The organism is Stutzerimonas sp. 21-1 (assembly GCF_056336065.1).
In genome coordinates this window covers 2688455-2710494 of the sequence record NZ_CM150500.1, presented here as the reverse complement: position 1 = coordinate 2710494, position 22040 = coordinate 2688455, and the positions used below count along the sequence as shown (strand labels likewise).

The window sequence follows — 22040 nt, the reverse complement described above, 5'->3', positions numbered from 1 at the left end:
GTGGCAACCAGTCGTGCCGACCGGTTGGCGCCGGTGATCGAGATGGCGCAGAAGGCCGAGCGCGACGCCGCGCGTATGCTCGGCCAGGGGCAGATGCAGCTGTCGCAGGCCGAGGCCAAGCTCGGCGAACTCGAACAGTATTTCAGCGATTACCAGCAGCAGTGGCTGCGCCAGGGCAGCCAGGGCGTTTCCGGCCAGTGGCTGATGAACTATCAGCGTTTTCTGTCCCAGCTCGAATCGGCCATCGGCCAGCAGCAGCGCAGCGTGGCCTGGCATCGCGACAACCTGGCCAAGCTGCGAAGCCAGTGGCAGCAGCGGCACGCGCGGCTCGAAGGGCTGAGCAAGCTGGTGGAGGGTTACTTGCGCGAGGCGCGCGTCGCGGCCGACAAGCGCGAGCAGAAACTGCTCGACGAGTTCTCGCAGCGGCTGGTAGGACGACCGCGGCAGGATTGAGCTTGCCGCTGTAGGGTCTGAATGCTAAATCTTCTCGGGTATCATCGCAGCAGCCCGCGACAGATCGCTGGTACGCGCCCATTCAGCGCCGTGCAGCCTTGCCCGGTTTGCCGGCAGGCACAGTCGTTTTCACGTGGCGCATGGCGGTCTGGCAAGACCCCGTTTCGGATCAGGGAGTGCTACATGACCATTACTTCTCAACCATCGGCCGATGGGCGCGAACTGACGATCGCTATCAGCGGACGCTTCGATTTCAACGCCCACCAGGCATTCCGCGATGCGTATCAGCGTCAGGACGTCACGCCCGAGCGCTATGTCGTCGATCTGCAGGGCGCGACCTATCTCGACAGCTCGGCGCTCGGCATGCTGTTGCTGCTGCGCGACCATGCCGGCGGCGATGAAGCCGACGTCCGGCTGCTCAATTGCAATGCCGACGTGCGCAAGATCCTTTCGGTGTCCAACTTCGAACAACTGTTCGTGATCGCCTGAGGTGCCGATGCGCCTGACCGTCCTGATCGCCGAGGACAGCCCGGTCGATCGGATGCTGCTGTCGACCATCATCGCCCGCCAGGGCCACCATGTGCTGACCGCCGGCGACGGCCTGGAAGCCGTAGCGCTCTACGAACGCGAGCGTCCGCAGCTGGTGCTGATGGATGCGCTGATGCCGTTGATGGACGGCTTCGAGGCGGCGCGGCGGATCAAGAGTCTGGCCGGCGACGAGCTGGTGCCGATCATCTTCCTCACCTCGCTCAGCGAGAACCAGGCGCTGGTGCGCTGTCTGGAAGCCGGTGGCGACGACTTCATCGTCAAGCCGTACAACCCGGTGATTCTCGAAGCCAAGATCAAGGCCATGCATCGGCTGCGTCGACTGCAGGCGACGGTGGTCGAGCAACGCGACCTGATCGCCCGGCGCAACCAGCAGCTGCTCGACGAGCAGCGGGCGGCCAAGGCGATCTTCGACAAGGTGGCGCATGCCGGTTGCCTGGGCGCGCCGAACATCCGCTACCGGCAATCGCCGCGAGCGCTGTTCAACGGCGACCTGCTGCTGGCGGCGCAGTCGCCGACCGGGCAGATGTTCGTGCTGCTGGGCGACTTCACCGGCCACGGCCTGCCGGCGGCGATCGGCGCCATGCCGCTGGCCGAGACCTTCTACGGCATGACCGCCAAGGGCTACGCGGCCAAGGACATCCTTCGTGAGCTGAATGCCAAGCTCAAGCAGATCCTGCCGGTGGAGATGTTCTGCTGCGCCACACTGCTGGACATCAACCTCACCCAGGGCGTGCTGAATGTCTGGAACGGCGGGCTGCCGGACGGCTACCTGATTCGCCCCGACGGTGAGCGCGTGGCACTGGTGTCGCGTCATCTGCCGCTGGGCGTGCTGGCGCCGGGCGCGTTCGATGCGCACTTCGAGAGCCACCCGCTGAAACTCGGCGACCGCCTGCTGCTGCTGTCCGACGGCGTGGTGGAGAGCAGCAATGCGCGCGACGAGTTGTTCGGCGAGCAACGCCTGCTGGCCGTTCTCGATGCCAACCACGATGCGAAGCGGCTGTTCGACGAGATTGAGGAGGCGCTGCTGGCGTTTCACGGCCAGCTGCGCGACGACCTCAGCCTGGTCGAGGTCGATCTGAGCGAGAAGATGGTGGCGCTGCAGCTGCCGTTGTCGTTCGGTGCGCCGAAGGAAGGCCGGCCGGCCGACTGGTCCGGGCGCTTCGAGTTGCGTGCGGCCAGCCTGCGCGCCGGCAATCCCTTGCCGCTGTTGCTGCAGGTGCTGCTGCAGGTCCATCAGCTGCGGCCTCGCGCCGGCGCCGTTTATGCGGTACTGGTCGAGCTGTATTCCAACGCGCTGGAGCACGGCGTGCTCGGCCTGGATTCGGCGCTCAAGCGCGATGCCGCCGGCTTCGCCCGCTATTACGAGGCGCGTAGCGAGCGTCTGGCCGCGCTGGTGGACGGCTACATCCGTCTCGAGCTGGATATTCAGTGCGACGCAGTGGGTGGTCGCCTGCGCATCGGCATTCAGGACAGCGGCACGGGCTTCGACGTCGAGCGCGCGCTGGGCGAGGCGCGCGGCGTGGAATGTCTGCGTGGGCGGGGATTGCAGTTGATCCGTCAGCTCAGTGACGGTTTCGCCTGGCAGGCCGACGGGCGCGGACTGAGCGTGGAGTTCCGTTGGTCGGCTCAGGCATAATTCAGCGCCTTTCTCCCAGGAGCGGATCGGTGTCCATTCCTCATCTCGACAGTGCCGTACTCGTCACGCTGCAAGCGGTCATGGAAGGCGAGTACCCACTTCTGCTGGACACCTTCCTGGCCGACTCCGAGGAGCGCCTGCGCCTGCTGCGCCAAGCCTTCCAGGCCGGTGAGGGCGAGACTCTGCGGCGTGCGGCACACAGCTTCAAGGGCAGCTGCAGCAACCTGGGCGCCGCCGCGCTGGCCGATCTGTGCTGCCAGCTGGAGACCCTGGCCCGCGAGCAGCGGCTGGTCGAGGCGCCGGCGATGATCGAGCGGATCGAGCGCGAGTTCGCCATCGTCGGCATCCTGTTTCGTGCCGAGCGTCAGCGCTACGGCTGAACGGACGGCTCTCTGACGGTTTTGCTGGCCCGGAACTTGCTCAAGGTTCTGCACGAACCACACTGAGCGGAATGTTTCATGGCCGTTTCCCCCGATCTGTTGCTCAAGTCCCCGACTCTCGAAGTGCGTCCCAAGGCCGCCGCCGCGCAACCGTCGCCGGCGCCCGAGGCGAGCGATGGCAAGCGTTCCAGCTTCTCCGAGGTGTATGCGCGCGAGCGCCAGACCAAGCCTGTCGAGCGCAAGGACGATGCTTCTGCATCGTCGCGCGAGAAAGTCGACGAGGAGCAGAGCGCCGGCGAGCCGACGGCAACCGCTGACGCCGAGAAGCCGACGGTTGCCGAGAGCGGCAATTCCTTGCCTGGCGAGGAAGCGAGCGATGAGCCGCTGCCGGAGGGCGAACTCGATCCGCTGCTGCTGTTCGGCCTGAATGGCCAGTTGCCGGCGCCCGAGCCGGCCGCCGCTCAGACCGAGGCCCTGACGCTGTTGCCAGGGCTGGGCCAGACGCAGCTGACACCGCCGCTCGCTGATGCCGAGACGCAAGTGTCGGAAGATGTTTCCGGCGAGTCGGCGACCACCGTCGCGGCACCGGCCCTGACGCTGAAGGCCGCGCCCACCGCCGTTTCGCCAGCCGCTGCGAGCGAGACCGCGGCACCCGCCGAGGACGACTTCGCCAGTCTGCTGCAAGCCAGCAGCGAGCCCGAGCCGGAAGTCGAGCTGGAGGTTGCGCTGAGTGAAGTCTCGAAGGGCCTGGATGCGCCGCAGGACAGCCGTCAGCCGGCCGATCCGGCGCTCGGCCGTGCCAGCCCGCTGAGCCAGGCGATCACCCAACAGATTCAGCAGGCGCAGCGCACGCCGCTGGTACCGGGGCAGCCGGTGGCGATGCAGCAGGCCGGCTGGAGCGAGGCGGTGGTGGATCGGGTGATGTGGCTGTCCAGCCAGAACCTCAAATCGGCGGAGATCCAGCTCGATCCGGCTGAACTGGGGCGGATGGAGGTGCGCATCGAGATGAACCGCGAGCAGGCGCAGATCACCTTCCTCAGCCCGCATGCCGGCGTGCGCGATGCGCTCGAAGGGCAGATGCAGCGCTTGCGCGAGATGTTCGACCAGCAAGGCATGAGCATGAACGTCAACGTTTCCGATCAGTCCCTGGCGCGTGGCTGGCAGGGCCGCGGCGAAGGCGAAGCGGGGCGCGGTGGCGCGTCGCCTGCCGCGACGGCGGGCGACGACGAGCAGCTGCAAGGCGTCAGCGAAGTCGCCAGCAATCGTGCCGTGGGCAACCGCGGGCTGGTGGATTACTACGCCTGACCGGCCGCCGCCGGTTTCCCGTCGCTCTGGCGCGCAGGCCCGTCTCGCGCCGGAGCGTCATCTATCTTCCTTCGGGCGTGCCGGGCGGCGCCTTCAGGGATGCCGTATCCTCTGCGGCCTAACGCGCAGCGCGTCGCTGACATTGGCACAGCAGTTGCTCCAACGATGCCTCAGTGAGCGGTCGCGCGCAGAATGACGGATATTTGGCATGGCGAAGAAACAGGTACCCCCCGGACCACCGATTGCCGACGCGCAGGACGCGGGCAAAGGTCGGTTGAAAATCATCATCGCGATCGCGGTGGCCTTCCTGCTGGCCATCGGGTTGTCCATCGGCGGCACGCTGTTCTTCCTCGACAAGGGTGGGGACGAGGCGGCTGAGCAACCGGCCGAGGCCGGGCAGACGGCGACCGGCAAGCCGGCGGCGATCTACGAGGTGCTGATGCCGGCCTTCGTGGTCAACTTCAATCACAAGGGGCGCCAGCGCTACATGCAGGTGAGCGTGGCACTGATGTCGCGCGATCAATTGGCGCTCGATGCGCTCAAAGGACATATGCCGTTGCTGCGCAATCATCTGGTGATGCTGTTCTCCAGCCAGGATTTCGCGGCGCTGATGACCCCGGTGGGCAAGGAAATGCTGCGTCAGCAGGCGACCTCCAGCGTGCAGGAACTGGCGCAGAAGGAAGTCGGCAAGCTGGCGGTCGAGCAAGTACTGTTCACCAACTTCGTACTGCAATAGAAGGTTCCGCCGATGGCTGTTCAAGACCTGCTTTCGCAAGACGAGATCGATGCGCTGCTGCATGGCGTCGATGACGGTCTGGTCGATACCGAAAGCGATTCCGAACCGGGCGCGATCAAGAGCTACGACCTCACCAGCCAGGACCGCATCGTCCGCGGGCGCATGCCGACGCTGGAAATGATCAATGAACGCTTCGCGCGCTACACCCGCATCAGCATGTTCAACCTGCTGCGCCGCTCGGCAGACGTCTCGGTGGGCGGTGTGCAGGTCATGAAGTTCGGCGAGTACGTACATTCGCTGTACGTGCCGACCAGCCTCAATCTGGTAAAGATGAAGCCGCTGCGTGGCACCGCGCTGTTCATCCTCGACGCCAAGCTGGTGTTCAAGCTGGTGGACAACTTCTTCGGCGGCGACGGCCGCCACGCCAAGATCGAGGGCCGCGAATTCACCCCCACCGAACTGCGTGTGGTGCGCATGGTGCTCGATCAGGCCTTCACCGACCTCAAGGAAGCCTGGCATGCGGTGCTGGACGTCAACTTCGAGTACATCAACTCGGAGGTGAATCCGGCGCTGGCCAACATCGTCAGCCCCAGCGAAGTGGTGGTGGTGTCGACCTTCCATATCGAGCTGGACAGCGGCGGCGGCGACCTGCACGTGACCATGCCCTATTCGATGATCGAGCCGATCCGCGAAATGCTCGACGCCGGCTTCCAGTCCGACGTCAGCGATCAGGACGAGCGCTGGATCAAGGCGCTGCGCGAGGACATCCTCGACGTCAACGTGCCGCTCGGCGCGACGGTGGTGCGTCGCCAGCTGAAACTGCGCGACATTCTCAACATGCAGCCGGGCGACGTGATTCCAGTGGAAATGCCCGAGGACATGATCATGCGCGCCAACGGCATGCCGGCCTTCAAGGTCAAGCTGGGCGCACACAAGGGCAATCTGGCCCTGCAGGTGCTGGAGCCGGTGGTGCGTACCCGGTGACTCACTTTTCTACTCAATTCGAGCCGGTCGAGGACTAGCGATGGCAGACGATCAGAACACTTCCCCCGAAGAGCAGGCGCTGGCCGACGAATGGGCCGCGGCGCTGGCCGAGGCCGGCGATGCCAGCCAGGACGACATCGACGCGCTGCTCAACCAGGGACCGGCGGCGGCACCGGCTGCTCCGCGTGCCCCGCTGGAGGATTTCGCCAGCGCACCCAAGGGCGGTGGCGGCGTGCCGCTGGGGCTGGAAGGGCCGAATCTGGATGTGATTCTGGATATTCCGGTGTCCATCTCGATGGAAGTCGGCAGCACCGAGATCAGCATCCGCAACCTGCTGCAGCTCAATCAGGGCTCGGTGGTGGAGCTCGACCGGCTGGCCGGCGAGCCGCTGGACGTGCTGGTCAACGGCACGCTGATCGCCCATGGCGAGGTGGTGGTGGTCAACGAGAAGTTCGGCATTCGCCTGACGGACGTGATCAGCCCCACCGAACGCATCAAGAAGCTGCGCTGACATGCGCGCGCTAGCCTTTCTCGCGCTGCTGGTGGCGCTGCCGGCACTGGCTGCCGAACCGGCTGCCAGCATGAGTAGCACCGACATGGGGGCGCAGCTGAGCAAGCTGCTGCTCGGCCTGCTGTTGGTGGTCGGGCTGATCTTTCTGCTGGCCTGGCTGCTGCGCCGTGTCCAGCAGATGAACCCTCGCGGTACCCAGGTGATCAAGCTGGTTTCCAGCCAGGCACTCGGCCCGCGCGAACGGCTGGTGCTGGTGCAGGTCGGCAGCGAGCAAGTGCTGATCGGCCTCTCCGCCGGGCGCATCACGCCGCTGCACGTGCTCAAGGAGCCGGTGCATCTGCCCGATTCTGAACCGGCCAACCCGGAGTTCGCCCAGCGCCTGATGGAGCTGTTGGGCAAGGATCACAAGGACAAGCCCTGATGTTGCGAATTCTGCTGGCGTTGCTGCTGGCCGTGGTCGCCCCGCTGGCTCTCGGCCAGGAGGCGGGCGGACTGCTGACCCGTGGCGACAATCCGCTGTCGATCCCGGCGATCACCCTGAGCACCGACGCCCAGGGCCAGCAGGAGTATTCGGTCAGCCTGCAGATTCTGCTGATCATGACGGCGCTGAGCTTCATCCCGGCGTTCGTCATGCTGATGACCAGCTTCACGCGGATCATCATCGTGTTTTCCATCCTGCGTCAGGCGCTGGGCCTGCAGCAGACGCCATCGAACCAGATTCTCATCGGTCTGACGCTGTTCCTCACGCTGTTCATCATGGCCCCGGTGTTCGAGCGGATAAACCAGGAAGCGCTGCAGCCGTACCTCGCCGAGCAGATTCCGGCGCAGGAGGCGATCACTCGCGCCGAAGGCCCGCTCAAGGCGTTCATGCTGGCGCAGACTCGCGAGAGCGATCTCGATCTGTTCATGCGGCTGTCGCGGCGTACCGACATCGCCAGTCCGGAGGCGGCGCCGCTGACCATCCTGGTGCCGGCCTTCGTCACCTCGGAGCTGAAGACGGCGTTCCAGATCGGTTTCATGATCTTCATTCCGTTCCTGATCATCGACATGGTGGTGGCTAGCGTGCTGATGGCGATGGGCATGATGATGCTCTCGCCACTGATCATCTCGCTGCCGTTCAAGATCATGCTGTTCGTGCTGGTCGACGGCTGGGGCCTGATCATCGGCACCCTGGCCGGCAGCTTCGGCACGCTCTAGGAGGCTCGTCATGACGCCCGAAGTCGCGGTGGACCTGTTTCGCGAAGGCCTGTGGATGACCGCGATGATCGTCGGTGTGCTGGTGATGCCGAGCCTGCTGGTCGGCCTGGTGGTGGCGATGTTCCAGGCCGCCACGCAGATCAACGAACAGACCCTGAGCTTCCTGCCGCGCCTCTTGGTGATGCTGCTGACGCTGATCTGGGCCGGACCGTGGCTGGTGCGCGAGCTGATGGAGTACACCCAGGGCCTGATCGCCAACATTCCGCTGATCATCGGCTGAACCATGCTGGAACTGAGCAATGCGCAGATCGGCAGCTGGGTGGCGCAGTTTCTGCTCCCGCTGTTTCGTATCGCCGCGTTGCTGATGAGCATGCCGATCATCGGCACGCAGCTGGTGCCACCGCGGGTGCGACTGTATCTGGCGCTGGCCATCACCCTGGTGCTGGCACCGACGCTCGGGCCGATGCCGCTGGTCGAGGCGCTGAGCCTGCGGGCACTGCTGCTGATCGCCGAGCAGATTCTGATCGGCGTGATGCTCGGTTTCGTCCTGCAGCTGTTTTTCCAGGTGTTCATCGTTTCCGGGCAGCTGCTGGCGATGCAGATGGGCCTGGGCTTCGCCTCGATGGTCGATCCGGCCAACGGCGTGTCGGTGCCGGTGCTCGGCCAGTTCTTCAACATGCTGGTGATCCTGCTGTTCCTGGCGATGAACGGCCATCTGGTGGTGCTGGAAATCCTCACCGAGAGCTTCGTGACCCTGCCGGTGGGCGGCGGGCTGTCGACCAATCATCTGTGGGAGGTGGCGAGCAAGCTCGGCTGGGTGCTCGGCGCCGGCCTGCTGCTGGTGCTGCCGGCGATCACCGCGCTGCTGGTGGTCAACCTGGCGTTCGGCTTGATGACTCGTGCCGCACCGCAGCTGAACATCTTTTCCATCGGCTTTCCGCTGACGCTGGTGCTGGGCTTGGTCATCGTCTGGATCGGCATGGCCGACATCCTGGCGCAGTACCAGATCTTCGTCGGCGAGGCGCTGGCCATGCTGCGCGAGCTGGTGGGGCTGCGCTGATGAATACGCTGATGCACAACGCGGAGGCCGTCGATGGCTGAAAGCGAAAGCGGTGCCGACAAAAGCGAGGAACCCACAGAGAAACGGCTCCGGGAATCTCGCGAGAAAGGCCAGATCGCGCGCTCGCGCGAGCTGAACACGGTGGCCGTGACCATCGGTGGCATTGGCGGCCTGCTGGCGTCCGGCAGCGGGCTGGCGCAGGCGCTGATGGCGATGATGCAGGGCAGTTTCGAGCTGAGCCGCGAAACCCTGCTGGACGAGAGCAACATGGCGATGCTGCTGGCGGCCAGCGGCAGGATCGCGCTGGAGGCGACCCTGCCGTTGCTGATCGCACTGCTGATCGCGTCCATCGCCGGGCCGATCGCGCTGGGCGGCTGGCTGTTCTCCGCCAAGGCAATGGCGCCCAACTTCGGCCGGATGAATCCTGCTGCCGGGCTCAAGCGCATGTTCTCGACCAAGGCGCTGGTGGAGCTGCTCAAGGCCCTCGGTAAGTTCTTGGTGGTGCTGCTGGCGGCGTTGATGGTGCTGTCCTCCTACGAGGACGATCTGCTCTCCATCGCCAAGCAGCCGCTGGACCTGGCGATCATGCACAGCGCCGAGGTAGTCGGCTGGTGCGCGCTGTGGATGGCCTGCGGGCTGATCCTGATCGCCGCGGTGGATGTGCCGTTCCAGCTCTGGGACAACAAGCAGAAGCTGATGATGACCAAGCAGGAGGTCAAGGACGAGTACAAGGACTCCGAGGGCAAGCCGGAGGTCAAGTCGCGCATCCGTCAGCTGCAGCGCGAGGCGGCGCAGCGGCGCATGATGCAGGCCGTGCCCGAAGCCGATGTGGTGATTACCAACCCGACGCACTTTGCCGTGGCGCTGAAATACGACGGCGACAAGGGTGGCGCGCCTCGGCTGGTGGCCAAGGGCGGCGACTTCGTGGCGCTGAAGATTCGCGAGATCGCCCAGGAGCACAACGTGACGGTGCTTGAATCGCCGGCGCTGGCGCGAGCGGTGTACTACTCGACCGAACTGGAGCAGGAAATTCCTGCCGGCCTCTACCTGGCCGTGGCGCAGGTGCTGGCTTACGTCTATCAGTTGCGCCAGTACCGCGCCGGCAAGGGCCGTCGACCCGATCCGCTGAACGACCTGCCGATTCCGCCAGATCTGCGGCGCGACGAATAGCTTCGGGCTGCAAGCGTGTCGCTTGCAGCCCGAAGCCCGTCGCTGCCGTTACTCGATGACGCCGCAGGCCACCCGGGCACCGCCACCGCCGAGCGGCTGCGGATGGTCGGCATGGTTGTCGCCGCCCTGATGCACCATCAGCGCCAGGCCCTTGATGTCGCCCAGGCTCTTCAGGCGTGGGGCCAGCACCGGCTGGCTGGCCTTGCCATCCTTGTCGACATAGAGCGCGGGCAGGTCGCCCAGGTGGCCGTCGCCCCAGGGTTCGCCGTGCTTGCCGCTGTTCTTCGGATCCCAGTGGCCGCCGGCAGCGCCCGCCGGCGTGACCTTGCCGTCGATCTCGGCGCTCTCGCAATTGCCCTTGGCGTGCACGTGGAAGCCGTGAATGCCGGGCTCCAGCCCCGACAATTCGGGGCGCAGGAGCAGGCCGTATTCGCTGCTCTCGATCTTCACGCTGCCGACGGCGGCGCCGATGCCCTGGGCGCTGACGGCCTTGAGCGGAACGCTGAGCGTCTCCGCCTGGACAGTCAGCGCGGTGCAGCCGGCCAATGCGGCGATGATCCACTGTTTCATCGATTGTCTCCTTGCAGGTTGGGCCGGGCGGAGCGGTTCCGCCGGTCGAAGGTCTGACTGCGCGACACCGGTCGGGTTCGCCCGCAGGCGGCGAGACGTCCCGTAGCGCCTGCTTCAGTTGAGTTCAACTGGCCCGCGTCCGCCAGTCCGCCGCTGCGCCGCCAAGTTGGACCCCTTCTTGCTATAGCCCACGGCAGGGCGCATCGGGCGTCAAAAAACTTTCTGCTGGGGGCCACGTTGGATCGCACGCAACTCATCAACATGCGCAACAACCTGACGAGTGTCGGCCGCGGCAACCTCGGGGTGCCGCTGCTGTTGCTGGTGATGCTGGGCATGATGATGCTGCCCGTGCCGCCGTTCCTGCTCGACGTGCTGTTCACCTTCAACATCGCACTGTCGATCGTCGTGCTGCTGGTCAGTGTCTACGCGCTGCGGCCGCTGGATTTCGCGGTGTTCCCGACCATCCTGCTGGTGGCGACCTTGCTGCGTCTGGCGTTGAACGTCGCATCCACCCGGGTGGTGCTGATTCACGGCCACGAAGGCGGCGCGTCGGCCGGTCACGTGATCGAAGCCTTCGGCAACGTGGTGATCGGCGGCAACTACGTGGTCGGTATCGTGGTGTTCGCGATCCTGATGATCATCAACTTCGTGGTGGTCACCAAGGGCGCCGGGCGGATTTCCGAGGTGAGCGCGCGCTTCACCCTCGACGCGATGCCCGGCAAGCAGATGGCGATCGATGCCGACCTCAACGCGGGGCTGATCGATCAGTCCGAGGCGAAAAAGCGCCGGGTCGAGGTGGCTTCCGAAGCGGACTTCTACGGCTCGATGGACGGTGCCAGCAAGTTCGTGCGCGGCGACGCCATCGCCGGTCTGCTGATCCTCTTCATCAACCTGCTCGGCGGCATGGGCATCGGCATGGCGCAGCACGGCCTGAGCTTCGCCGAAGCCGGCAAGGTCTACGCGCTGCTGACCATCGGTGACGGTCTGGTGGCGCAGATCCCCTCGCTGCTGCTGTCCACCGCGGCGGCGATCATGGTGACGCGGGTCACCAGCTCCGAGGACATGGGCCAGCAGGTCAACCGGCAGATGTTCGCCTCGCCCAAGGCGCTGGCGGTATCGGCCGCGATCATGATCGCGATGGGCCTGGTGCCGGGCATGCCGCACCTGTCATTCCTCGGCCTCGGTGCGCTCGCCGCCGGTGGCGCCTACTGGATCTGGTACCGGCAGAAGCGCGTCAAGCAGCAGGCCGAGCAGGAAGTGCAGAAGCAGCAGGAGCTGCTGCCAGCGCAGCGCGCGGCGGAAACCAAGGAGCTGGGCTGGGATGATGTCACGCCGGTGGACATGGTCGGTCTGGAGGTCGGCTACCGGCTGATTCCGCTGGTCGATCGCAACCAGGGCGGCCAGCTGCTGGCGCGGATCAAGGGCGTGCGCAAAAAGCTGTCGCAGGACCTGGGCTTCCTCATGCCGTCGGTGCATATCCGCGACAACCTCGATCTGCTCCCCAATGCCTATCGCCTGACGCTGATGGGCGTCAGCCTGGCCGAGGCGGAGGTCTACCCGGACCGCGAGCTGGCGATCAACCCGGGCCAGGTGTTCGGGCCGCTCAACGGCATCGCGGCCAAGGACCCGGCGTTCGGGCTGGATGCGGTGTGGATCGAGGGTAGCCAGCGCGACCAGGCGCAGTCGCTCGGCTATACCGTGGTGGATGCCAGTACCGTGGTTGCCACCCACCTCAATCAGGTGTTGTACAAGCACGCGCATGAACTGCTTGGCCATGAGGAGGTCCAGCAGTTGCTGCAATTGCTCGCGCGCAGCTCGCCCAAGCTGGCCGAGGAGCTGGTGCCGGGCATGCTGTCGCTGTCCACGCTGCTCAAGGTGTTGCAGGCGCTGCTGCAGGAGCAGGTACCGGTGCGTGACATCCGCACCATCGCCGAAGCCATCGCCAATGTCGCCACTAAGAGTCAAGATCCCGCCGCGATGGTGGCGGCAGTGCGCGTCGCGCTTTCTCGCGCAATCGTGCAGAACGTTGTGGGACTAGAGCCGGAGCTGCCTGTGATCACGCTGGAACCGCGATTGGAACAGATCTTGCTCAATAGCCTGCAGAAGGCCGGACAGGGTGCCGAAGATGGCATCCTGCTGGAGCCGGGAATGGCAGAGAAGTTGCAACGGTCGCTGGTAGAAGCGGCGCAGCGCCAGGAAATGCTCGGTAAGCCGGCGATCCTCCTGGTGGCCGGACCGGTTCGCGCGATGTTGTCCCGCTTCGCCCGGCTGGCCGTACAGAACATGCATGTACTGGCCTACCAGGAAATTCCGGACAACAAGCAGGTCACCATCGTTGCGACGGTGGGTCAGAATTAATCGAGGGTGCAGGCCATGCAGGTCAAACGTTTCTTCGCCGCCGATATGCGCATCGCCATGAAGATGGTGCGTGATGAGCTGGGCGCCGATGCCGTGATCATCGGCAATCGCCGGGTCGCCGGCGGTGTCGAGCTGACTGCCGTGCTCGATTACCCGATGCAGGCCGCGCCGGAAGCGAACAAGCCCAACCCCGTGCTGGAAGCCGAGCTGCGCAAGACGCAGGCGCGCATCGCCTCGGCACATGCCGAACTGAGCGCGCCGAGCCGCGTGAAGGCGGGCCAGGACCGTCAACTGCTTGACGAGCAGCCGGCCGCCGCGCCGCAGCCCGCTGCCAGTGCGCCGGTCGATACGCGTGCCTTCGAGAGCATGTGCACCGAACTGCAAGGTCTGCGTGAGCTGATCGAAGTGCAGCTCGGCTCCATCGCCTGGGGCCAGGAGCAGAGCCGGCGGCCGCAGCAGGCCGGGCTCTGGCGCCGCCTGCAGCGTCTCGGCCTGCCGGCAGAGCTGTCGCGCAGCCTGCTGGAAAAGGTCGCCACCATCGCTGATCAACGTCAGGCCTGGCGCATGTTGCTGGCGCACTTGGCGCAGGCGATCAAGGTCACCAAGCACGAACCGCTGGAAGAGGGCGGGGTAATCGCCTTGGTGGGACCGGCCGGTGTCGGCAAGACCACCACGCTGGCCAAGCTGGCGGCCCGTTACGTATTGAAGTACGGCGCGCAGAACATCGCGCTGGCGAGCATGGATAACTACCGCATCGGCGCGCAGGAGCAGCTGAAGACGCTCGGTCGTATTCTCGATGTGCCGGTGGTGCAGATCGACCCGTCGCAGCCGCTGGGCAAGACGCTGGCGCCGCTGGCGCGCAAGCGCGTGATCCTGATAGACACGGCCGGTCTGCCGGCGAGCGATCCGACACTGCGCATGCAGCTGGAAGCGCTGTCCGATCGTGGCGTGAAATCGAAGAACTACCTGGTGCTGGCCGCCACCAGCCAGAGCCAGGTGCTCAAGGCGGCGTGGCACAACTATCGTCGCTGCGGCCTGGCCGGTTGCATCCTGACCAAGCTCGACGAGGCCGGCTCGCTCGGCGACGTGCTCGGACTAACGATCAGCCAGCACCTGCCGATAGCCTACCTCGCCGACGGGCCGCGTATTCCCGATGACCTGCACCTGCCGCGCAGTCATCAGCTGGTCAGTCGGGCGGTGAGCCTGCAATCTGGCGAGGAGCCGAGCGAGGAAACGATGGCCGATATGTTCGCCGGCCTGTACAACGAATCATCGCGGCGAGCGGGCTGAAGCGGCAGTGCGTTACTCGGATAAACCTGATGCATTCGAGCTGAATGCATCGCCGGCCTTGCAGGCCGAGCAACATATAGGCGTTTGAACATGGGTATGCATCCCGTACAGGTGATTGCGGTGACCGGCGGCAAGGGTGGCGTCGGCAAGACCAACGTGTCGGTCAATCTGGCACTGGCGCTGGCCGAACTCGGGCGGCGGGTGGTGTTGCTCGACGCCGACCTCGGGCTGGCCAATGTCGACGTGCTGCTGGGGCTGACCACCAAGCGCACGCTTGCCGACGTGATCGCCGGTGAATGCGACCTGCGCGACGTGCTCATCCAGGGGCCGGGCGGCATTCGCATCGTGCCGGCTGCATCCGGCACGCAGAGCATGGTGCAGCTGTCCTCGCTGCAGCACGCCGGCCTGATTCAGGCGTTCAGCGAGATCGAGGATCTCGACGTACTGATCATCGACACCGCCGCCGGTATCGGCGAGGCGGTGGTCAGCTTCGTGCGCGCCGCACATGAGGTATTGCTGGTGGTTACCGACGAGCCGACCTCGATCACCGATGCCTATGCGCTGATCAAGCTGCTCAACCGCGACTACGGCATCAACCGCTTTCGCGTGCTGGCCAACATGGCGCACGCCCCGCAGGAAGGGCGCAACCTGTTCGCCAAGCTGACCAAGGTCACCGAGCGCTTCCTCGACGTCGCGCTGCAGTACGTCGGTGCGATTCCCTACGACGAAGCCGTGCGCAAGGCCGTACAGAAGCAGCGTGCAGTCTACGAGGCCTATCCGCGGTCGAAATGCGCATTGGCTTTCAAGGCCATCGCGCAGAAGGTCGACACCTGGCCGCTGCCGGCCACGCCGCGCGGGCATCTTGAATTCTTCGTCGAGCGCCTGATCAGGCCGGCGAACGACACTCACGAATGACGGCTGCTGGATTCGCTATGTATTACAGCAAGGCTCAGGCGAAGGATGCCCAGCATCGTTTGATCGACCAGTATGCGCCGCTGGTCAAGCGCATTGCCTACCACCTGCTCGCACGCCTGCCGGCCAGCGTCCAGGTCGACGACCTGATCCAGGCCGGGATGATCGGCCTGCTGGAGGCAGCGAAGAAGTACGACGCCGGCAAGGGCGCCAGCTTCGAAACCTACGCCGGTATCCGCATCCGCGGCACCATGCTCGACGAGGTGCGCAAGGGTGACTGGGCGCCACGCTCGGTGCATCGCAACTCGCGCATGGTCAGCGAGGCGATTCGCGCCATCGAAGCGAAAACCGGACGTGACGCTAAAGATCACGAGGTTGCGGCCGAACTTAAGCTCAGCCTCGATGAGTACTACGGCATTCTCGGCGATACCCTGGGCAGCCGCCTGTTCAGCTTCGACGACCTGTTGCAGGACGGCGAACATGGCGAGTTGCACGACGATGCCGCCAGCACTCATTCCGAGCCGTTTCGCGATCTTGAGGACGAGCGTTTCCAGCAGGCGCTGGCTGATGCCATCACCAACCTGCCCGAACGCGAAAAGCTGGTGCTGTCGCTGTACTACGACGAAGAGTTGAATTTGAAGGAAATCGGTCAGGTGCTCGGGGTCAGCGAGTCGCGGGTCAGTCAGCTGCATAGCCAGTGCGCCGCCCGTCTGCGTGCCCGCCTCGGCGAATGGCGGGCGAGCTGACTGGTACCCTCACTGCGAGACGTGCTCGGTTGCCGAGATTTTGGGATTTACGGAGGTCGACTTGGACAAGAACATGAAAATCCTCATCGTCGATGACTTCTCGACGATGAGACGAATCATCAAGAACCTCCTGCGAGACCTGGGGTTCACCAATACCGCCGAGGCCGACGACGGCACCACTGCGTTGCCGATGCTCAAGAGCGGCAGCTTCGATTTCCTCGTCACCGACTGGAACATGCCGGGCATGAGCGGCATCGACCTGCTGCGCCACGTACGTGCGGACGAGCGCCTCAAGCACCTGCCGGTGCTGATGGTGACGGCCGAAGCCAAGCGCGATCAGATCATCGAAGCGGCTCAGGCCGGCGTTAACGGTTACGTCGTCAAGCCTTTCACTGCCCAGGTGCTCAAGGAGAAGATCGAAAAGATCTTCGAGCGCGTCAACGGCTGAAGCAGTAACGCCGCGAGGGCACTATGACGCAAGCAGACCAACGCCTGGCGGAGTTCGAAGCGACTCTGCAGGCCAATGCACCGCAGCTGATTGAAAGCCTGCAGCAGGGCCGCTTCGATGAGGCGGCGCAAATGTTCAACGAGCTCAACCAGGCCCGTAATCAGGGACTCTATCAAGAGGTTGGCAAGCTCACCCGCGAACTGCACAACGCGATCGTCAAGCTCGAGATGGACACCTGCGCCACAGGCGGGGATCCGTCGCCGATCACCGATGCGACCGACCGGCTTTCCTACGTGGTGGCGATGACCGAGAAGGCCGCCAACCGCACCATGGATCTGGTCGAGGAGTCGGCGCCGCTGGTGAACTACGTCAGCTACGAAGCCCAGAGCCTGACCGCCGACTGGCAGCGCTTCATGCGCCGCGAGATGAACGCCGAGCAGTTCCGCGAGTTGGTCCGGCGCATCGACCAGTACCTGCAGCGCTCGATGAACGATGGCAGTCAGCTGTCGCAGAACCTCAGCGAAATCATGCTGGCACAGGACTTCCAGGACCTGACCGGGCAGGTGATCAAGCGCGTCACGCGGCTCATCACCGAGCTGGAAAGCAATCTGGTCAACTTGGTGGCAATGGCCGGGCAGGTCGATCGCGTGGCCGGCATCCAGCACGACCGCGACGCGATGCGTGCCGAGCAGGAAAAGAAAAAACAAGAGAAAGAGCCTTCCAACGGTGAAGGTCCGCAGATGCATGCCGATATACGTGAGGACGTCGTATCTGGACAGGACGACGTGGACGATCTGCTTTCGAGCCTGGGCTTTTAGGGGAATTGCAATATGAGCTTCGACGCCGATGAAGAAATCCTCCAGGATTTCCTGGTAGAGGCCGGCGAGATTCTCGAACTGTTGTCAGAGCAGTTGGTGGAGCTGGAAAGCAGCCCCGACGACATGGCGTTGCTCAATGCAATTTTTCGCGGGTTCCATACGGTCAAGGGCGGGGCGGGCTTCCTGCAGCTGAACGAGCTGGTGGAATGCTGCCACATCGCCGAGAACGTCTTCGACATTCTGCGCAAGGGCGAGCGCCGGGTGGATTCCGAGCTGATGGACGTGGTGCTGCAGGCGCTGGACGCCGTGAATGCCATGTTCAGTCAGGTTCGCGAGCGCGTCGAGCCGACCCCGGCAACCCCTGAGCTGCTGGCGGCGCTGGCGCGCCTGGCCGAGCCGGCGTCGGCGGATGCTCCCAGCGTGGCGGCAGAAGTCGCGGCGCCGGTAGCGGCGGACGACGAGTTCGAGCAGATGCTGCAGGCCATCGACACGGCGGCTGCGGTCGAATCCGCAGCGGCGGCGAGCGATGAAATCACCGACGATGAATTCGAGTCGCTGCTCGACCAGCTGCACGGCAAGGGCCAGTTCAGTGCCGCACCTGCCGAAGCGGAGACGCCAGCAGAGCCGGTAGCGGCCGCGGGCGACGAGATCACCGACGAAGAATTCGAGGCGCTGCTCGACCAACTGCACGGCAAAGGGCAGTTCAACGAGCCTGCCGCCACGCCTGCGTCAGCACCCGCGGTAGCCGAGACCGGCGCCCCGGCGGCCGGCGACAATATCACCGACGACGAATTCGAAGCGCTGCTCGATCAGCTGCACGGCAAGGGCAAGTTCGAGCCCGAGAGCGTGGCGCCGGTCGCTGCAGTAGCGGCAGCGGCTCAGCCCGCAGCAGTGGCCAAGAGCGCGCCGCGCCAGCCCGCTGCCGCGCCGAGCAAGGCAGAGGCGGCGCCGCGCGCAGCGGCTCCGGCCGAGAAGCCGGCCAGCGACGCGGAAACCACCGTACGGGTCGATACCGCCCGGCTCGACGAGATCATGAATATGGTCGGCGAGCTGGTGCTGGTGCGTAACCGTCTGGTGCGCCTGGGCGCCAACAGCGGCGACGAGGCCATGTCCAAGGCGGTGTCCAACCTCGACGTGGTCACCGCCGATCTGCAGAGCGCGGTGATGAAGACGCGCATGCAGCCGATCAAGAAAGTCTTCGGCCGCTTCCCGCGGCTGGTTCGCGATCTGGCGCGCAACCTGAAGAAAGAGATCAACCTGGAGCTGGTGGGCGAAGAGACCGATCTCGACAAGAACCTCGTCGAGGCGCTGGCCGATCCGCTGGTGCACCTGGTGCGCAATGCCGTCGATCACGGCATCGAGTCGCCGGAGGACCGCGAGGCCGCCGGCAAACCGCGCGTCGGACGCGTGGTGCTCTCTGCCGAGCAGGAGGGCGACCACATCCTGCTGATGATCACCGACGACGGCAAAGGGATGGACGCCAACATCCTGCGCGCCAAGGCGGTCGAGAAGGGCATGCTGGACAAGGATGCCGCCGAGCGCCTGAGTGATCTGGAGTGCTACAACCTGATCTTCGCGCCCGGTTTCTCGACCAAGACCGAGATTTCCGACGTGTCCGGCCGTGGTGTCGGCATGGACGTGGTCAAGACCAAGATTTCCCAGCTCAACGGTACGGTCAACGTGTTCTCCACCAAGGGCCAGGGCTCGCGGGTGGTGATCAAGGTGCCGCTGACCCTGGCGATCATGCCGACGCTGATGGTCATGCTCGGCAACCAGGCGTTCGCTTTCCCGCTGGTCAACGTCAACGAGATCTTCCACCTCGACCTGTCACGCACCAACGTGGTGGACGGCCAGGAAGTGGTCATCGTCCGCGACAAGGCGCTGCCGCTGTTCTACCTCAAGCGCTGGCTGGTGCAGGGCGCCGAGCAGGACGAACAGCGCGAGGGGCACGTGGTGATCCTCAGCGTCGGCAATCAGAGCATCGGCTTCGTCGTCGACCAGCTGGTGGGTCAGGAAGAGGTGGTGATCAAGCCGCTCGGCAAGATGCTGCAAGGTACGCCCGGCATGTCCGGTGCGACCATTACCGGCGATGGCCGCATCGCCCTGATCCTCGATGTTCCCAGCATGCTCAAGCGCTACGCGCGTCGAGTGTGACAGACCGGCAGGGGTCGTGACGGGCCGCTGCCGCTAGGAGTGTTTTATGGCAGTCAAGGTCCTGGTGGTCGACGATTCGGGGTTCTTCCGCCGGCGTGTCTCGGAAATCCTCGCGTCGGATCCCGCTATCCAGGTGGTCGGCACCGCCACCAACGGTCGCGAGGCCATCGATCAGGTACTGGCGCTCAAGCCGGACGTCGTCACCATGGACTATGAAATGCCCATGATGGACGGCATTACCGCGGTGCGGCAGATCATGCAGCGCTGTCCCACGCCGGTGCTGATGTTCTCTTCGCTGACTCACGAAGGCGCGCGGGTCACGCTCGATGCGCTCGACGCCGGCGCGGTCGACTATCTGCCGAAGAACTTCGAGGACGTCTCGCGCAACCCGGAGAAGGTCAAGCAACTGCTGTGCGAGAAGATCCATACCGTCTCGCGCAGTAACCGGCGCTACGGCAGCTGGAGCGGTGCGGCAGCGCCCGCGCCGACCCCGCTCGCGCGCAGCACGCCGCTGACAACCGGGACAGTGGCACCGCGTGCCAGCACCTCTCCGGCCCCCGTCGCCGCGGCACCCAAGCGCAAGGCTTACAAGCTGGTTGCTATCGGCACCTCGACCGGCGGCCCGGTGGCGCTGCAGCGCGTGCTGACGCAACTGCCAGCCAGTTTTCCGGCGCCGATCGTGCTGATCCAGCACATGCCGGCGGCGTTCACCAAAGCCTTCGCCGAGCGTCTCGACAAACTCTGCAAGATTCGCGTGAAAGAGGCCGAGGACGGCGACCTGCTGCGCCCCGGACTGGCGCTGCTGGCCCCCGGCGGCAAGCAGATGATGGTCGACGGACGCGGGGCGGTGCGCATCCTGCCCGGCGACGAGCGGCTGAACTACAAGCCGTGCGTGGACATCACCTTCGGCTCGGCGGCCAAGTCGTTCCATGACAAGGTCCTGGCGGTGGTACTCACCGGCATGGGCGCCGATGGCCGCGAGGGTGCGCGCCTGCTCAAGCAGAGCGGCAGTCAGGTGTGGGCGCAGGACGAGGCCAGCTGCGTGATCTATGGCATGCCGATGGCGGTGGTCAAGGCGAACCTCAGCGATGCGGTCTACAGCCTGGGTGATATCGGTCGCCACCTCAGTGAGGCGTGCATCTAGATGGATGTTCTCAGCCTGATCGGGCTGGTGCTGGCCTTCGTCGCCATCGTCGGCGGCAATTTCCTCGAAGGCGGGCACATTTCCTCGTTGCTCAACGGGCCGGCTGCTCTCATCGTGCTGGGCGGTACCCTGGGCGCGGTGCTGTTGCAGACGCCGATCGCGGTGTTCATGCGGGCGGTGTCCATCGCGCGCTGGATCTTCTTCCCGCCGCGCATCGATATGAACGGCGGCATTCAACTGGTCACCGGCTGGAGCAACACCGCGCGCAAGGAGGGTCTGCTGGGCCTGGAGCCGGCGGCTGAAACCGAGCCCGATCCTTATGCTCGCAAGGGCTTGCAGCTGCTGGTCGATGGCGCCGAGCCGGAAGTCATTCGCAGCATCCTCGAGGTCGACCTGTACACCCAGGAGAGTCGCGATCTGCGCGCGGCCAAGGTCTACGAGAGCATGGGCGGCTACGCGCCGACCGTTGGCATCATCGGCGCGGTGATGGGCCTGATTCACGTGATGGGCAACCTCGCCGATCCCAGCCAGCTGGGCAACGGCATCGCCGTGGCATTCGTCGCGACTATCTACGGCGTCGGTGTGGCCAACCTGCTGGTGCTGCCGATCGGCAACAAGCTCAAGAGCGTGGTGCAGCGGCAGACCGCGTACCGCGAGATGCTGCTCGAAGGCGTGCTGTCGATCGCCGAGGGTGAGAACCCGCGTTCCATCGAAATGAAGCTGCAGGGCTTCATCGACTGAGGCCGCCGCGATGGCACGACGCAGACACGCCGAAGAGCATGAGAATCACGAGCGCTGGATGGTGTCCTACGCGGACTTCATCACCTTGCTGTTCGCCTTCTTCGTGGTGATGTACTCGATCTCGTCGGTGAACGAGGGCAAGTACAAGATTCTCTCCGATTCGCTGGTCGGCGTGTTCAACCAGGTGGATCGCGCGGTCAAGCCGATCCCCATCGGCGAGGAGCGGCCACGCACCACCAGCCCGGCGCTGTCTGAGGTCGATGAGCCGACCGGGCAGTCGCTGTTGGAGCAGAGCGTCGCCGACCCGCTGTACAGCATTGCGCAGAGCATGCGTGAGACCTTCGGCGAGCTGATTGCCGACGGCCAGCTGACGGTACGCGGCAACGAGCTGTGGATTGAGATCGAACTCAATTCCAGCCTGCTGTTCCCCAGCGGCGATGCCATTCCCAACGATCTGGCCTTCGATCTGATCGCCCGGGTGGCGGCGATCCTCGCGCCGTTCGACAACCCGATCCATGTCGAAGGGTTTACCGACAACCTGCCGATCAGCACCGCCAAGTTTCCGACCAACTGGGAGCTTTCCGCAGCGCGCGCCGGCAGCGTGGTGCGCATGCTGGCCGCCGATGGCGTCGATCCGGCGCGCATGGCGGCGGTGGGCTACGGGGAGTTCCAGCCAGTGGCGGACAATGCGACCCCCGAAGGCCGCGCGCGCAACCGCCGTGTGGTGCTGGTGGTGTCGCGCAATCTCGACGTGCGCCGCAGCGTTACCGGCACCGGTAGCAGCAACGCGCGGGCGGATGCAGCGCTGCAACGAGCTGGCACACAAACTGCACCGGTCAGCGGCAATTCGGCGCACTAGGGCGCCTTCGTCAAATCAC

General features: G+C 65.0%; 24 protein-coding genes. 23 read left to right on the top strand and 1 reads right to left on the bottom strand.

All coding sequences use genetic code 11. The features are described from left to right. From fliJ to flhB, 13 genes are all read left to right on the top strand, one after another. Positions 1–453 (top strand): flagellar export protein FliJ, encoded by a 453-nt coding sequence (fliJ, locus tag AC0ZJQ_RS13130; protein ID WP_003287599.1) that lies wholly within the window; start codon positions 1–3, stop codon positions 451–453. A gap of 183 nt (positions 454–636) precedes the next feature. Continuing rightward, complete coding sequence (locus tag AC0ZJQ_RS13125) at positions 637–942, top strand: STAS domain-containing protein (RefSeq protein ID WP_003287600.1); 306 nt, start codon at positions 637–639, stop codon at positions 940–942. A gap of 7 nt (positions 943–949) precedes the next feature. Continuing rightward, positions 950–2638, top strand: a complete 1689-nt coding sequence (locus tag AC0ZJQ_RS13120; RefSeq protein WP_155550344.1) for a fused response regulator/phosphatase — start codon at positions 950–952, stop codon at positions 2636–2638. Between the two features lie 29 nt (positions 2639–2667). Next, on the top strand, positions 2668–3018 hold the full coding sequence (locus AC0ZJQ_RS13115) for an Hpt domain-containing protein (protein WP_003287603.1): 351 nt from the start codon (positions 2668–2670) through the stop codon (positions 3016–3018). Between the two features lie 78 nt (positions 3019–3096). After that, positions 3097–4323, top strand: a complete 1227-nt coding sequence (locus AC0ZJQ_RS13110; RefSeq protein ID WP_476476781.1) for a flagellar hook-length control protein FliK — start codon at positions 3097–3099, stop codon at positions 4321–4323. Positions 4324–4531: 208 nt separating this feature from the next. Beyond that, complete coding sequence (gene fliL, locus AC0ZJQ_RS13105) at positions 4532–5059, top strand: flagellar basal body-associated protein FliL (RefSeq protein ID WP_008570490.1); 528 nt, start codon at positions 4532–4534, stop codon at positions 5057–5059. Between the two features lie 12 nt (positions 5060–5071). Continuing rightward, a complete protein-coding gene (fliM, locus tag AC0ZJQ_RS13100) occupies positions 5072–6043 on the top strand; it encodes a flagellar motor switch protein FliM (RefSeq protein ID WP_003287607.1) in 972 nt (323 codons plus the stop codon). A 40-nt stretch (positions 6044–6083) separates the two neighbouring features. After that, positions 6084–6554, top strand: a complete 471-nt coding sequence (gene fliN, locus AC0ZJQ_RS13095) for a flagellar motor switch protein FliN (protein WP_003287608.1) — start codon at positions 6084–6086, stop codon at positions 6552–6554. Between the two features lies 1 nt (position 6555). Further along, entirely contained in the window at positions 6556–6975 is a 420-nt protein-coding gene (fliO, locus tag AC0ZJQ_RS13090) for a flagellar biosynthetic protein FliO (RefSeq protein WP_003287609.1), read from the top strand. Next, the gene (gene fliP, locus AC0ZJQ_RS13085; protein WP_008570489.1) at positions 6975–7751 is read left to right on the top strand and encodes a flagellar type III secretion system pore protein FliP; all 777 of its coding nucleotides are present in this window, start codon (positions 6975–6977) and stop codon (positions 7749–7751) included. Before fliO ends, fliP begins: the two co-directional genes overlap by 1 nt. 10 nt (positions 7752–7761) lie before the next feature. Continuing rightward, positions 7762–8031: a flagellar biosynthesis protein FliQ gene (fliQ, locus tag AC0ZJQ_RS13080; RefSeq protein WP_003287611.1), complete on the top strand. Its 270-nt coding sequence runs from the start codon at positions 7762–7764 to the stop codon at positions 8029–8031. A 3-nt stretch (positions 8032–8034) separates the two neighbouring features. Then, positions 8035–8811 carry a flagellar biosynthetic protein FliR gene (gene fliR, locus AC0ZJQ_RS13075; protein WP_043297345.1) on the top strand — a complete coding sequence of 259 codons (777 nt, stop codon included), beginning with the start codon at positions 8035–8037 and terminating at the stop codon, positions 8809–8811. 33 nt (positions 8812–8844) lie between these two features. Beyond that, positions 8845–9981 carry a flagellar biosynthesis protein FlhB gene (flhB, locus tag AC0ZJQ_RS13070; RefSeq protein ID WP_476476780.1) on the top strand — a complete coding sequence of 379 codons (1137 nt, stop codon included), beginning with the start codon at positions 8845–8847 and terminating at the stop codon, positions 9979–9981. 48 nt (positions 9982–10029) lie between these two features. Here flhB and sodC read toward each other — a convergent pair whose 3' ends face one another. After that, positions 10030–10551, bottom strand: a complete 522-nt coding sequence (gene sodC / locus AC0ZJQ_RS13065; RefSeq protein ID WP_476476779.1) for a superoxide dismutase [Cu-Zn] SodC — start codon at positions 10549–10551, stop codon at positions 10030–10032. A 237-nt stretch (positions 10552–10788) separates the two neighbouring features. Between sodC and flhA the strand changes: the two genes are divergently transcribed. The 10 genes from flhA (at position 10789) to motD (ending at position 22021) form a co-directional block, all read left to right on the top strand. Further along, positions 10789–12909: a flagellar biosynthesis protein FlhA gene (gene flhA / locus AC0ZJQ_RS13060; RefSeq protein WP_008570485.1), complete on the top strand. Its 2121-nt coding sequence runs from the start codon at positions 10789–10791 to the stop codon at positions 12907–12909. A gap of 15 nt (positions 12910–12924) precedes the next feature. After that, entirely contained in the window at positions 12925–14199 is a 1275-nt protein-coding gene (flhF, locus tag AC0ZJQ_RS13055) for a flagellar biosynthesis protein FlhF (protein WP_008570484.1), read from the top strand. Positions 14200–14289: 90 nt separating this feature from the next. Further along, entirely contained in the window at positions 14290–15114 is an 825-nt protein-coding gene (gene fleN / locus AC0ZJQ_RS13050; protein WP_008570483.1) for a flagellar synthesis regulator FleN, read from the top strand. After that, the gene (gene fliA / locus AC0ZJQ_RS13045; RefSeq protein ID WP_083862569.1) at positions 15111–15857 is read left to right on the top strand and encodes an RNA polymerase sigma factor FliA; all 747 of its coding nucleotides are present in this window, start codon (positions 15111–15113) and stop codon (positions 15855–15857) included. The genes fleN and fliA overlap by 4 nt, the downstream gene beginning before the upstream one ends. Positions 15858–15930: 73 nt before the next feature. Beyond that, the gene (locus AC0ZJQ_RS13040) at positions 15931–16305 is read left to right on the top strand and encodes a chemotaxis response regulator CheY (protein WP_171819274.1); all 375 of its coding nucleotides are present in this window, start codon (positions 15931–15933) and stop codon (positions 16303–16305) included. Positions 16306–16328: 23 nt separating this feature from the next. Beyond that, a complete protein-coding gene (locus tag AC0ZJQ_RS13035) occupies positions 16329–17123 on the top strand; it encodes a protein phosphatase CheZ (protein ID WP_008570481.1) in 795 nt (264 codons plus the stop codon). Between the two features lie 12 nt (positions 17124–17135). After that, complete coding sequence (locus tag AC0ZJQ_RS13030; RefSeq protein WP_237264226.1) at positions 17136–19277, top strand: chemotaxis protein CheA; 2142 nt, start codon at positions 17136–17138, stop codon at positions 19275–19277. A 46-nt stretch (positions 19278–19323) separates the two neighbouring features. Continuing rightward, complete coding sequence (locus tag AC0ZJQ_RS13025) at positions 19324–20421, top strand: protein-glutamate methylesterase/protein-glutamine glutaminase (protein WP_476476778.1); 1098 nt, start codon at positions 19324–19326, stop codon at positions 20419–20421. Next, a complete protein-coding gene (locus AC0ZJQ_RS13020) occupies positions 20422–21162 on the top strand; it encodes a flagellar motor protein (protein WP_008570478.1) in 741 nt (246 codons plus the stop codon). It begins immediately after the preceding gene. A 10-nt stretch (positions 21163–21172) separates the two neighbouring features. After that, the gene (gene motD, locus AC0ZJQ_RS13015) at positions 21173–22021 is read left to right on the top strand and encodes a flagellar motor protein MotD (protein ID WP_476476777.1); all 849 of its coding nucleotides are present in this window, start codon (positions 21173–21175) and stop codon (positions 22019–22021) included. Positions 22022–22040 lie beyond the last annotated feature (19 nt).